This is a genomic window from Pseudoxanthomonas sp. UTMC 1351, assembly GCF_040948865.1.
Lineage (GTDB): Bacteria > Pseudomonadota > Gammaproteobacteria > Xanthomonadales > Xanthomonadaceae > Pseudoxanthomonas_A.
In genome coordinates this window covers 175764-187944 of sequence record NZ_JAVGJT010000017.1, presented here as the reverse complement: position 1 = coordinate 187944, position 12181 = coordinate 175764, and the positions used below count along the sequence as shown (strand labels likewise).

Genomic DNA, 12181 nt, shown 5'->3' with positions numbered 1-12181 from the left:
GGTACATGAGCATTTCGAGCACCGCACGCGCGCCAGCTGGCAAGCGCAGCAAGACTTTGAACAGGTTCTTACCTATCCTTATCCCGATGGGGAACGACCTGACCGAAAGATTGCTGCGCGGCCTGTATTCGGTCGTGCTGTATCTGTTGCTTCCGGTCACCGTGTATCACCTGATCTGGCGCGGCTTTCGCTTTCGTGAATATTTCCAGCGCTGGGACGAACGTTACGGTGTCTACGATCAAACGCCGCCACAGGCCGACATCTGGTTGCATGCGGTGTCGGTGGGCGAAGTCAACGCCGCCGCACCGGTGATCGACGCCTTGCGCCGCCACCGCCCGGATCTGCGCTGGGTTGTCACCACCATCACGCCGACTGGCTCGGACCGTGCGCGCGCTTTATGGAACGATGGCGTCCAGCATGTCTATGCGCCGTACGATCTGCCGGGCGCGGTAGGTCGGTTTTTGGACCACTACCAGCCAAGAGTGGCGTTGGTGATGGAAACCGAGCTGTGGCCGAATCTGTTGTTCGGCTGCCAGGATCGTGGCATTCCTACCTATATCCTAAATGCGCGGCTGTCAGCGCGTTCGCTGCGTGGCTACAGCATTCTGCGACCACTGATCGCGCGCGCGCTGCGCACCGTCAAGCGCATTGCCGCGCAATCGGCTGCCGATGCCGAGCGTTTCGTCGCACTGGGTGCCGCGCCGGGACAGGTGGCCGATATCGGCAACCTCAAGTTCGACGTGCGCGTGCCGGACAACGTTGACGCGTTGGCCGCTGAGTTTCGCCAACATATGGGACGCGCACGGCCGGTATGGATCGCCGCCAGCACGCATGAGGACGAGGAAGCGGCGGTACTGGAAGTCCACCGCAAGCTGTGCAAACGCTGGCCGGATTTGTTGATGTTATGGGCGCCGCGCCATCCGGAGCGGTTCCCGCGCGTAATGGAACAGGCGCAGGAGGCCGGTTTGCATACCGCCGCCCGGCGTGCGTCCGGCTGGCCGGATGAGACGACCGACGTTTTTGTCATCGACACCTTGGGCGAACTGACTGCGTTCTATGCCTGCGCCGATGTCGCCTTCGTCGGCGGTAGCCTGCAGGCGATCGGAGGACATAACCTGCTGGAACCGGCGGCGGTCGGAACACCCATGGTGACGGGCCCGCATCTGCATAACTTCGCCGAGATTTCCAAGCAGTTGCGGGAAGCCGGTGCGCTGGATATCGAACCCGATGCGAAGGGAATTGCGAAAGCGCTTGAACGGCTATTGGCTGATGTTGAACTACGCACGGCCATGGCGAAGGCAGGGCGCTCGCTGGTGGAGCATGGACGCGGTGCCTTGCCGCGCACGTTGGAACTGATTGCACCTGATTTGCCCTAGAAGCAGGGACCAGGGGCCAGGAAGAGCGTGTCTTCCTGTCTAATCGATTCCTCTTTTTGCTGCCGCTGTTGCTGTTGTTTTGCTTTTCCTTTGCCTTTGCCTTCTCTGGCCCCTGATCCCCGGCCTCCGGTCCCCGCCTCAAACGACAACGGCGAGCCTAGGCTCGCCGTTGAATACCGCATTCGAAACGCGCTTCAGCCGCAGCGTAGTGCCTTACTGGACGACCGGAATCGGCGCCAACCGCGCTTCGGCATCGGCGGTAAGCAGGCGGTTGATGTCCTGCAGATCGTTGACGTCCAGCGTGCCGGCCGCTTGCTCGAGCGACAGGCGATTTTGCAGGAACTGGTATTTGGAGCTTGCATACTCCACTTGTGCCTGGAACAGCGTGCGCTGGTTCTGCAACACGTCCAGCACGGTACGGGTGCCCACTTCCAGGCCCACCTGCGAGGCATCCAGTGCAGCCTGCGCGGACACCACGGCCAGACGGCGTGCTTCCACTTCGCTCACGCCGGCCACCAGCGCTTGATAAGCGTTGCTGGTGTTGCGGACCAGTGCGCGTTTCTGCTGTTCGTACTGGTCTTGCGCGATATCGCGCTGGGCCAGCGCCTGGCGCACCTGCGATTGGGTGATGCCGCCAGAGAAAATCGGCACGCTGAGGGTCACCCCGATCGACTGCGAATCGCCGTCGAAGGACTGGTTGCCCACCGGGCTGGAACCACCCCAAGCCGCATCGCGACCGTAGGTGCCGCGCAAGGCGAGGGTTGGGTAGTGGCCGGCGCGTGCGCTGGAGACACCGTACTCGGCGGATTGCACCTGATATTCGCTGGACTTCAACGCCGGGTTCTGCTCGACCGCGCGGGCAACCCAGCTCTCGGCATTTTGTTCGGGTGGCAGCTCGGGACGGAAGTCGTCGGGCAGACCTTTGAGGTTGACGAGGGGCTGGCCGGTGATCTCGGTCAACGCACGGTAGGCATCATCCAGCGCGTTGCGCGCCAGGATCGTGTCGGCTCGCGCGCTGTCGTACTGCGCGCGCGCTTCGTGCACGTCGGTGATCGGGGCAAGGCCAACGTCAAGACGCTTCTGCGCGTAGTCGAACTGCTTCTTCGACGCCGCCTCGTTGGTCTCGGCGGCAGCAAGCGACTCGATGCTCACCAAAACGTTGAAGTAAGCCGCCGAAGTCCGGGTGATCAGCTCATTGTTGGCGGAAGCCAAGTCGTAATCGGCCGCCTGGCTGATGGCCTTCTGGCCTTTCAGGTTGGCGATACGGCTCCAATCGAACAATGTCTGACTCGCGACCAGGCCGTAGGAGCGCGAGGTGCTGCTGTCGGTCCAGGAACCGCCATCGGGCTTGGACTTGCTGCGGGTCAGGCTCGCATCGCCGCTGATCTGCGGCAACAAAGCTCCGCGTGCCTGCACCGCGCCTTCCTTGTTGTACAGCCGGTTGGACTCTGCGACGGACAGCTGCGGATCACCGGTCCGGGCCAATTCATAGGTCTGCAACAGATCGGCGGCGTTGGCGGTAAACGGCAATGCCAGGGCGAGCGCGAGTACGAGGGGGCGACGGCTCATGCGGTTTCCTTTTGTCTTTATTAGAAAACGAACTGTGGGGCCGGGGCGGCACCGACAAGGTAGGGGATATCGGTCTCAAACAACGATTCGATGCGCGGTCCGTTGACATCGTTGACCTGCAGCACCGCTTCCATGGCCGGCGAATGGCCGCGGACGACGAACAAGCGGCCGCCAGGCCGCAGCCATTGTGCGAACCGCGCTGGAATGGCCGCCACGGCGCCGGTCACGCAGACCGCGTCGAAACGGCGGTCCGTTTCGTACTGGAGAGCGTCGGCGATCTCGATACGGACGTTGCCACCCAGCTGCCGCGCATCCAGCCGCGCGCGCGCAGCTGCAGCGAACTCGGGACGAATCTCCAGGCTGACCACTTCACGGCCCAGGCTGCCCAGACATGCGCTGAGATAACCGCTGCCAGTGCCGATTTCCAGCACATCCTCATCGGCCTGCAGTTTCAGCGCTTGCAAGGTGCGCCCTTCGACGACGGGCTTCATCATCTTGTCGCCGTGGCCCAGCGGAATTTCCAGGTCGGCATACGCTAGTGCGCGATGTATTTCAGGCACGAATATCTCGCGCGGCACGGTGGACAGCGTTTCCAGCACGCGGCCATCCAGTACGTCCCAGGGACGCACCTGCTGTTCCACCATCATTTCGCGGGCTAGGGTGTAATCGATCGTCATAAGGGTTATCCGACGCGGGGAGCTGGGCCGCACAGTTTACCGGGCACAGCCTTCATGGCGCTGCGCAAGGATCGCGGCTGGAACCCAAGGCGCGCAGTGCCGGAAGTCACCGCCACCTCCGGGGGCATGTTCGGATCCATTTCCGGAAACAGCGCCTGGAGGGTCTCAGCGAGGTCCATAGGCCCGCAGGAACATATCCACGGTAGCGTCGATATGGCTGCTGACGTCGCCGCGCGCCGGCTTGTCGCACAGGCCGCACATCATCCGGCCATGCAGTTCGCCCTTGATCAGGGTGAAAAACTGTTCCGATGCACGCCTCACATCGGGGATGTCCAATTCCCGGTTGTCCACCCGCGCCTGCAGAAATGCCGAAAACGCATCGTGGGTGCGTTGCGGGCCGGCCTCCCAGAAGATCCTTTTCAGCGTGTCGTCGGTATTGCCCGGCGTCAGCATCATCCGATGGGTACTGATGGCCTCGTCGCTGGTGATCAGCGCAAAGAACGCGGTCGCGATGGCTTTCAGCTGATTGCGCAGGCTGCCCCTCAGCTCCAGTTGGAAAAGGTCCTGGGGCAGCATCTCTTCGCATTTGGCTTGGATCGCGGCGCGGAACAACGCTTCCTTGTCGCCAAAATGGCTATATACGGTCAGCTTGGATACGCCGGCCTCGGCCGCGATCTGATCCATGCTGACGCCGGCAAAACCCTCGCGCGCGAACAGGCGCTTGGCGGCTTCCAGAATGGATGCGCGTTTGCTCAAGTCCTTGGGTCGGCCGGGTCCGGTGGCGGATTTGATGTCGGCCTTGCGATTGGCGGGGGAGATGGGACTGACCATGAATTGAATACTAGACTACTCGGTTCGATATTTATACTATACCGCCAAGTCCACTAATTATCGAATCGCGACGGAGCGGTTATGCCAAGCATGCGCTGGAACAGTTTGTTCTTATTCATCGTGGCAGGACTCTCCGCTTGCGGGGGCGGCGACAAGACGGCGGAAGCCCCGCGGCCGGCCTTGGTGGTGACGCCGGGCGGCGGCGCCGAAGCGGCGCTCTCGGCTTACGCCGGCGAGATCCGTGCACGGGAAGAGAGCGCGTTGTCCTTCCGCGTCGGTGGCAATCTGGTCCGGCGCAATGTGGACACCGGCGCGCGAGTGCGGCGTGGCGAAGTGCTGGCGCTGCTGGATCCGGATGACCTGAGCCTGCAGGCGCAAGCCGCGCAAGCCCAACTGGCAGCCGCCGAAGCCGATCTGGCCCGCGCTCGCGGCGATCGCGACCGCTTCGCCACGTTGGTCGACCAGCAAATGGTCAGCCGCTCCGCCTATGACGCCCAAGTAGCTGCCTACAAGGCGGCGGAAGGCCAGGCCCGCGCGGCGCGCGCGCAGATGGATGTCGCCGAGAATCAAGCCGCTTACTCGCAGCTGCGGGCGCCACGCGATGGCGTGATCGCCAGCCGTCAGGTAGAAGCGGGCCAGGTGGTCGCCGCGGGCCAGACCATCTACACCTTGGCGGCGGATGGCAGTCGCGAGGTGGCGATCGGCCTGCCGGAAAACCGCATCCGCGACTTCAGCGTGGGCCAGCCGGTGATGGTGGAATTGTGGAACGACCCGGACCGCCGCCTGTCCGGTGTGATTCGCGAAATCTCTCCCGCTGCCGATCCGCAGACACGCACATATGCGGCGCGCGTCAGCTTGGCGAGCGATGCCGCCGATTCGGTCGAGCTTGGCCAGAGCGCGCGCGTCTACGTGCAGGAGAACGGCACCAAGGCCGCGCTGACGTTGCCATTGTCGGCGGTGCAGCGTGGAAAGAACGGCAGCACGGCGGTGTGGGTGGTCGAACGGCAGACCGGCAAGGTCAGCCAGCGGCCGGTAAAGCTGGGGCGCTATGGCGAAACCAGCGCGCCGGTGTTGTCGGGCGTCACGGCGGGCGATTGGGTGGTTGCCGGCGGCGGCCATCTGTTGCGCGAGGGTCAGCCGGTGACCCCGGTGGATCGGAACAATCGGCCGCTGCTGAAACCAGCGGCTAACGCAACCGCTTCTGTAAAGGCGGAATGAGCCATGCGCCGTTTCAATCTCTCCGAGTGGGCGCTGACCAATCGCAGCCTGGTGCTGTTCGCGATGATCGTGCTCGGCCTGATCGGTGCCTGGTCGTATCGGCACCTGGGCCAGTCCGAAGATCCTCCTTTCACCTTCAAGGTGATGGTGGTGCGGACGGTGTGGCCGGGCGCCACGGCGGAGGAAGTTTCCAGGCAAGTCACCGAGCGCGTGGAAAAGGCGTTGATGACGACCGGCAAGTACGAGTTCATCCGCTCGTACTCGCGCCCGGGCGAATCGCAGGTGATCTTCGCTGCCCGCGATTCCCTGGGGGCCAAAGACATACCCGAGCTCTGGTACCAGGTGCGCAAGAAAGTCGGCGACATCCGCGCGACATTGCCGCAAGGCGTGGTGGGGCCGTTCTTCAACGATGAGTTCGGCGACACTTTCGGCAATATCTATGCGCTGACCGGTGAAGGATTCGACTACGCGGTGATGAAGGATTACGCCGATCGCGTGCAGCTGGAACTGCAACGCGTCGATGACGTAGGCAAAGTCGAGCTGGTCGGATTGCAAGACGAGAAGATCTGGATCGAGCTGTCCAACACCAAGCTGGCCACGCTCGGCATTCCGCTGACGGCGGTCCAGCAGGCTGTCGATGAACAGAACGCCGTCACCAACGCGGGGTTTTTCGAAACGGTCAGCGACCGCGTGCGGTTGCGCGTCAGTGGCGAGTTCGAATCGGTGGAAGAGATTCGCGATTTTCCTATCCGTGCCGGTGATCGCACCATTCGCTTGGGCGATATTGCCGAGGTGAAGCGTGGCTTCGCCGATCCCGCCGCGCCGAAAATGCGCTTCATGGGCCAGGAAGCGATTGGCATCGCGGTGGCGATGAAAGACGGCGGCGACATTTTGAGGCTGGGCGAGACCTTGGAGCAGGAGTTCCAGCGCCTGCAGAAGACGCTGCCGATGGGCATGGAGCTGCGCAAGGTGTCCGACCAGCCGCACGCGGTCCAGGAGTCGGTGGGCGAGTTCGTCAAGGTGCTGACCGAGGCGGTGGTGATCGTTCTGCTGGTCAGTTTCTTCTCGCTGGGTCTTCGGACCGGCCTGGTGGTGGCGGTGTCGATTCCGTTGGTGCTCGCGATGACATTCGCGGTGATGCATTACTTCGGCATCGGCCTGCATAAGATTTCGCTGGGCGCGCTGGTGCTGGCGCTGGGTTTGCTGGTGGATGACGCGATCATTGCGGTGGAGATGATGGCGATAAAAATGGAGCAGGGCTTCGACCGCCTGAAGGCGGCGAGCTTTGCCTATGAGTCGACCGCATTCCCGATGCTGACTGGCACTTTGGTCACCGCGGCCGGGTTCCTGCCGATCGCCACCGCGGCGTCCAGTACCGGCGAATACACGCGCTCGCTATTCCAAGTCGTGACGATTGCGCTGGTGGTGTCGTGGATTGCCGCAGTGCTGTTCATTCCATACCTGGGCGACAAGATGTTGCCGGATATGGGCCAGCCGCGGCCGCCCAAGCCGGGTTCGCTGGCCGCGCGCTGGCACTCGCTGCGCACGAATCTGGCCGATCGTTATCCGGCTTTTTCCGGCGTGCTGGCGCCCAAGGCTCATGACGCACACGACCATGATCCATATCAGCGGCCGTTCTACCAGCGTTTCCGCAAACTGCTCGATGCCTGCCTGCGCCATCGATGGCTGGTGATTGGTCTGACCGTGGCCGCGTTCGTGTTGTCCATCGTGATGTTCCGCTTCGTGCCACAGCAGTTCTTTCCGGATTCGGTCCGGCCCGAATTGATGGTGGACCTGGAATTGCCCGAAGGCAGTTCGTTGCGGACCACGGAAGCGCAAGCCAAGCAACTTGAGAAACTGCTGGCCAAGCGCGACGGCATCCAGAACTACGTCGCCTACGTGGGCACCGGTTCGCCGCGGTTCTACCTGCCGCTGGACCAGCAGCTGCCACAAGCAAACTTCTCCCAGTTCGTAGTGCTGACGAGCGACGCCGTTGCACGCGAGGAAATTCGTGAGTGGTTGATCAACGACGTGGCGCGGCAATTCCCGGAGCTGCAGTTCCGCGTCACTCGGCTCGAGAACGGGCCGCCGGTCGGTTATCCGGTGCAGTTCCGTGTGTCCGGTGAACATATCGAGCGGGTGCAAGCGCTGGCCCAACAGGTGGCGGAGAAGGTGCGTGCCAATGCGCATGTGTCCAACGTCAATCTGGACTGGGACGAGCCGAGCAAGATCGTGCGCCTGAACATCGATCAGCAGCGCGCGCGTGCTTTGGGTGTCAGTACCGCCCATGTGTCGCAGTTCCTGACAAGTTCGCTGTCGGGCCTGTCGGTCAGCACGTATCGCGAAGACAACGAACTGGTTGAAATCCTGCTGCGGGGCCCGGAAGAGGAACGCACACGGCTGGATTTGCTGGGTAGTCTGGCGGTGCCGACCAGTACCGGCGGCAGCGTGCCGTTGTCGCAGATCGCCAATCTGGAGTACGCCTTCGAGGATGGCATCATCTGGCACCGCGATCGCCTGCCCACGGTCACTGTCCGCGCCGACATCAGGGACGGACTGACACCGCCCACGGTGGTGGCGCAGATACTGCCCACGTTGGAAGAAGTGCGCGCACAGCTACCGCAGGGTTACTTGCTGGAGACTGGTGGAACGGTGGAAGATTCCGCGCGCGGCCAGGACTCGATCCAGGCGGGCATGCCGCTGTTCCTGCTGGTGGTCGCGACCTTGCTGATGCTGCAGCTGCGTGGCTTCTCGCGAATGGCCCTGGTGATGCTGACTGCCCCGCTGGGCCTGATCGGTGTGACGTTGGCGCTGCTGATCTTCCGTGTGCCATTCGGCTTCGTCGCCCTGCTGGGAACCATCGCATTGGCCGGCATGATCATGCGCAACTCGGTGATCCTGGTGGATCAGATTCAGCAGGATATCGATGCCGGCCACGACCGTTGGCACGCGATCATTGATGCCACCGTGCGCCGCTTCCGTCCCATCGTGCTGACGGCGCTGGCGGCGGTGCTTGCGATGATCCCGCTGTCGCGCAGCGCCTTCTTCGGGCCGATGGCGGTGGCGATCATGGGTGGTCTTACCGTGGCAACGGTGCTGACGCTGTTGTTCCTGCCGGCGCTGTACGCGGCTTGGTTCAAGGTGAAGCCGGATGAGGCGGTGGGCTGAGGAATTCCGTACCTGTGGTCGGAGCGACGTAGCGGAGCTTGCTCCGCTGCGCTTAGCGCAATGGCTCAGAAGACACTCAGCCGAGTAAGCTCGGCTCTAGAAAGACTCGGAGTCGCTCCCACAAGGACGCTGTGCCGCCATTACGGTTGACGGTCAACATAGGATCTCGGCTCTATGTGAAGCGCTCCGATGTAGGTGGCGGACTCCGCCACCTACAAGCTATCAGTCCCGCAGCTCCGCCACATAACAATGCGCCTGCATCTGTTCGATGACGGCCTGCGCGGCGGCGCTGGTGGAAATGCCACGGCCGTTCGACGCCAAGTCGGCGGTGAAAGCCTGGGCATTCAATGCGCCATCCACGGCACGTTCCAGGCATTCGGCTTCGTCGTACAGACCCAGAGAATGACGCAGCAGCATGGCGCAGCTCAGGATGGTGGCGTAAGGGTTGGCGATGCCCTTGCCGGCAATGTCCGGCGCGGAACCGTGGATAGGTTCGTACAGGCCGATCTTGCCATCGCCTAGCGATGCCGAGGGCAGTAGCCCCAACGAACCGGCCAGCATCGACGCTTCGTCGGTCAGGATGTCGCCGAACATATTCTCGGTGACGATCACGTCGTACTCGCGCGGCTTGGACAGCAGGTGCATCGCCATGGCGTCCACCAGCACGTGTTCCAGTTTCACATCGGGGAACTCTTCGCGACCGATGCGTGCGGTCACATCGCGCCACAGGCGCGAGGTTTCCAGTACGTTGGCCTTGTCGACCGATACCAGGTAACCGCGGCGCTGGCGCGCAAGTTTGAACGCGCTGCGGACAACGCGTTCGATCTCGGCCTTACTGTAGGTGCACAGGTCACTGGCGCTTTCCGCGCTGCGCGTCTTCTCGCCGAAATAAATGCCCCCGGTCAGCTCGCGCACCACCATGATGTCCACGCCGGTGAGCAGGTGCGGCTTGATGGGCGACGCGTTCAAGGCAGCGGCATGCGGGCGTACCGGCCGCAGATTGGCGAACAGGCCCAAGCCTTTGCGCAACGCAAGCAGACCTTGTTCCGGACGGACCTTGGCGTTGGGATCGGACCACTTGGGACCGCCTACCGCACCGAGCAGCACTGCGTCGGCCTTGCGACATGCCTCCAGCGTGGCCGCGGGCAGGGGTTCGCCGGTTCTATCGATGGCGATACCACCGATATCGTATTCCCCGAATTCGAAAGTATGGCCGTAGCGGCGCGCGACGGTGCGCAGCACCGACAGCGCGGCGGCGACGACTTCGGGGCCGATGCCATCGCCCGGCAGAACGGCGATCTCAGCGTGCATAGCGGGTTGCCTCATAGGTTGCGATATCGGAATGGCGGGCCAGCAGATAGCCCATTTCGTCGACCCCTTCGATCAGGCAGGTCTGAGCAAAGGAATCCAGCGGGAAAGTAAATATGGAACCGTCAGGAGCACGCAGTTCGCGCGTGGCGATATCAACGACCAGCTCATCGTCGGGCCGCGCCATCAGCGATTGCACGATCTCCTCCTCCAGCACGATCGGCAGCAGCCCGTTCTTCAGGCTGTTGTTGCGGAAAATGTCGGCGATCTCACTGCTGATCACCGCGCGCAGACCCAGGTCGGTGAGCGCCCAGGGCGCATGCTCGCGCGAGGAGCCGCAGCCGAAATTCCGCCCGGCCAACAAAATGTTGCGGCCGGCATTCTCAGGCTGATTGAATGGAAAAACCGGATTGGGCGAACCATCGGCCTGCCAACGCCAATCGTTGAAGGCGTGCTTGCCCAGGCCGGTGCGCTCGGTGGTGGACAGAAAGCGGGCAGGAATGATCTGGTCGGTGTCGATGTTGGTTTCGCGCAAGACCACGCTTTTAGATTTCAGTGCCTTGAAGCCGGACATCACGCTACCTCCTTCTGACCGGCGAACAACTCGCGAGGGTCGCTGACGCGGCCATTCACTGCCGCCCATGCCGCTGTCAAAGGCGACGCCAGCAGAGTGCGCGAACCGGGCCCTTGGCGGCCTTCGAAATTACGATTGCTGGTGCTGACCGCCAGTTGGCCAGGCGCCACCAGATCGCCGTTCATCGCGATACACATCGAGCAGCCGGGTTCGCGCCATTCCGCACCCGCGGCGCGGACGATCACATCGATGCCTTCGGCTTCGGCCTGGCGCTTGACCTGTTCCGAACCCGGCACCACCAGCATGCGCACGCGCGCATCGATCTTGCGTCCGTTCAGCACCGAAGCGACTTCGCGCATGTCGGTCAAGCGGCCGTTGGTGCAAGAGCCTACGAACACCACGTCCACCGGCGTGCCTTCCAATGCATGGCCGGATTCGAACGCCATGTAGTCCAACGACTTCTGCGCAGCGGCGTCATTCGCGGCCGGAATGGGTTTATCCACTGCGATGGCGGTGCCGGGATGTGTGCCCCATGTCAGCGTCGGGCGAATGTCGCGCGCATCGATCCGGACTTCGACATCGAAGTGCGCACCATCGTCGCTGTGCAGCTGCGACCAGCGTGCCTTGGCTGCTTCGAATGCTTCGCCTTTGGGCGCGCGCGGGGCGTTGGCCAACCATGCGAACGTCGTCTCGTCCGGCGCCACCATGCCGGCGCGGGCGCCGGCTTCGATCGACATGTTGCACAGTGTCATGCGCTGCTCCATGTCCATCGCACGGATGGTCGACCCGCCGTATTCGATGACGTGACCGGTGCCGCCGTTGACGCCGATGACGCCGATGATGTGCAGGATGACGTCCTTGGCGCCGACCCCAGGCGACAATTCACCGTCGACCGTGATCGACATGGTCTTGGCCTTGCGCTGCAGCAGGCATTGCGTGGCCAGCACGTGGCCGACCTCGCTGGTGCCGATACCGAACGCCAGGGCGCCGAACGCACCATGTGTGGAGGTGTGGCTGTCGCCACAAACGATCGTCATGCCGGGCTGGGTGAAACCCAATTCCGGCGCAATGACATGGACGATGCCGCGATGGGCCGAACCCAGGTCGAACAGCTCGATGCCGTATTCGACGCAATTGCGCGCCAGCATATCCACCTGGGCTTCCGACGCTTTCGTGTAGTACGGCAGTTTGCCGTCGGCGCCGGCCGGCAGCGTCGGGGTGGAATGGTCCATCGTCGCCTTGGTCAGATCGGGGCGACGCGGCTTCAACCCGCGCGAGGCGAGCTCGGTAAAGGCTTGCGGCGAAGTGACCTCGTGAATCAGGTGCAGGTCGATGTACAGCACGGCGGGCGCGGCGTCGCTTTCGGGGGTGACGACGTGGGCGTCCCACAGTTTGTCGAACAGAGTACGTGGTAGCGAACTCATGAGTTGGATCCGGTCGAACGAGTGTTTGCGGAGGCG

General features: G+C 63.0%; 9 protein-coding genes. 3 read left to right on the top strand and 6 right to left on the bottom strand.

What is annotated here, in order from left to right; all coding sequences use genetic code 11:
* Window positions 1–86: 86 nt before the first annotated feature.
* A complete protein-coding gene (gene waaA, locus AB6O04_RS12920) occupies window positions 87–1376 on the top strand; it encodes a lipid IV(A) 3-deoxy-D-manno-octulosonic acid transferase (RefSeq protein WP_368564434.1) in 1290 nt (429 codons plus the stop codon).
* 213 nt (window positions 1377–1589) lie between these two features.
* Here waaA and AB6O04_RS12915 read toward each other — a convergent pair whose 3' ends face one another.
* The 3 genes from AB6O04_RS12915 to AB6O04_RS12905 form a co-directional block, all read right to left on the bottom strand.
* Window positions 1590–2945 carry a TolC family outer membrane protein gene (locus AB6O04_RS12915; protein ID WP_368564407.1) on the bottom strand — a complete coding sequence of 452 codons (1356 nt, stop codon included), beginning with the start codon at window positions 2943–2945 and terminating at the stop codon, window positions 1590–1592.
* Between the two features lie 20 nt (window positions 2946–2965).
* On the bottom strand, window positions 2966–3622 hold the full coding sequence (locus AB6O04_RS12910; protein ID WP_368564406.1) for a protein-L-isoaspartate O-methyltransferase: 657 nt from the start codon (window positions 3620–3622) through the stop codon (window positions 2966–2968).
* A gap of 165 nt (window positions 3623–3787) precedes the next feature.
* On the bottom strand, window positions 3788–4453 hold the full coding sequence (locus tag AB6O04_RS12905; RefSeq protein WP_368564404.1) for a TetR/AcrR family transcriptional regulator: 666 nt from the start codon (window positions 4451–4453) through the stop codon (window positions 3788–3790).
* Window positions 4454–4534: 81 nt separating this feature from the next.
* Here AB6O04_RS12905 and AB6O04_RS12900 point away from each other — a divergent pair, with 81 nt between their 5' ends.
* Both AB6O04_RS12900 and AB6O04_RS12895 read left to right on the top strand, forming a co-directional pair.
* The gene (locus AB6O04_RS12900; protein WP_368564403.1) at window positions 4535–5671 is read left to right on the top strand and encodes an efflux RND transporter periplasmic adaptor subunit; all 1137 of its coding nucleotides are present in this window, start codon (window positions 4535–4537) and stop codon (window positions 5669–5671) included.
* Between the two features lie 3 nt (window positions 5672–5674).
* Window positions 5675–8839, top strand: a complete 3165-nt coding sequence (locus AB6O04_RS12895; RefSeq protein WP_368564401.1) for an efflux RND transporter permease subunit — start codon at window positions 5675–5677, stop codon at window positions 8837–8839.
* Between the two features lie 222 nt (window positions 8840–9061).
* Here the strand turns inward: AB6O04_RS12895 and leuB are convergent, their stop codons facing one another.
* The 3 genes from leuB to leuC are packed head-to-tail and all read right to left on the bottom strand — an operon-like array spanning window position 9062 to window position 12145.
* Complete coding sequence (gene leuB / locus AB6O04_RS12890; RefSeq protein ID WP_368564400.1) at window positions 9062–10150, bottom strand: 3-isopropylmalate dehydrogenase; 1089 nt, start codon at window positions 10148–10150, stop codon at window positions 9062–9064.
* A complete protein-coding gene (gene leuD, locus AB6O04_RS12885; protein ID WP_368564398.1) occupies window positions 10140–10721 on the bottom strand; it encodes a 3-isopropylmalate dehydratase small subunit in 582 nt (193 codons plus the stop codon). The genes leuB and leuD overlap by 11 nt, the downstream gene beginning before the upstream one ends.
* Window positions 10721–12145 (bottom strand): 3-isopropylmalate dehydratase large subunit, encoded by a 1425-nt coding sequence (gene leuC / locus AB6O04_RS12880; RefSeq protein ID WP_368564397.1) that lies wholly within the window; start codon window positions 12143–12145, stop codon window positions 10721–10723. Before leuC ends, leuD begins: the two co-directional genes overlap by 1 nt.
* Between the last annotated feature and the right edge of the window lie 36 nt (window positions 12146–12181).

What these genes read in the sequence shown, in the direction of transcription:
- waaA (WP_368564434.1), top strand. Translation starts at nt 87, where the DNA reads ATGGGGAACGACCTGACCGAAAGATTGCTGCGCGGCCTGTATTCGGTC.
- AB6O04_RS12915 (WP_368564407.1), bottom strand. Translation starts at nt 2,945, where the DNA reads ATGAGCCGTCGCCCCCTCGTACTCGCGCTCGCCCTGGCATTGCCGTTT.
- AB6O04_RS12910 (WP_368564406.1), bottom strand. Translation starts at nt 3,622, where the DNA reads ATGACGATCGATTACACCCTAGCCCGCGAAATGATGGTGGAACAGCAG.
- AB6O04_RS12905 (WP_368564404.1), bottom strand. Translation starts at nt 4,453, where the DNA reads ATGGTCAGTCCCATCTCCCCCGCCAATCGCAAGGCCGACATCAAATCC.
- AB6O04_RS12900 (WP_368564403.1), top strand. Translation starts at nt 4,535, where the DNA reads ATGCCAAGCATGCGCTGGAACAGTTTGTTCTTATTCATCGTGGCAGGA.
- AB6O04_RS12895 (WP_368564401.1), top strand. Translation starts at nt 5,675, where the DNA reads ATGCGCCGTTTCAATCTCTCCGAGTGGGCGCTGACCAATCGCAGCCTG.
- leuB (WP_368564400.1), bottom strand. Translation starts at nt 10,150, where the DNA reads ATGCACGCTGAGATCGCCGTTCTGCCGGGCGATGGCATCGGCCCCGAA.
- leuD (WP_368564398.1), bottom strand. Translation starts at nt 10,721, where the DNA reads ATGTCCGGCTTCAAGGCACTGAAATCTAAAAGCGTGGTCTTGCGCGAA.
- leuC (WP_368564397.1), bottom strand. Translation starts at nt 12,145, where the DNA reads ATGAGTTCGCTACCACGTACTCTGTTCGACAAACTGTGGGACGCCCAC.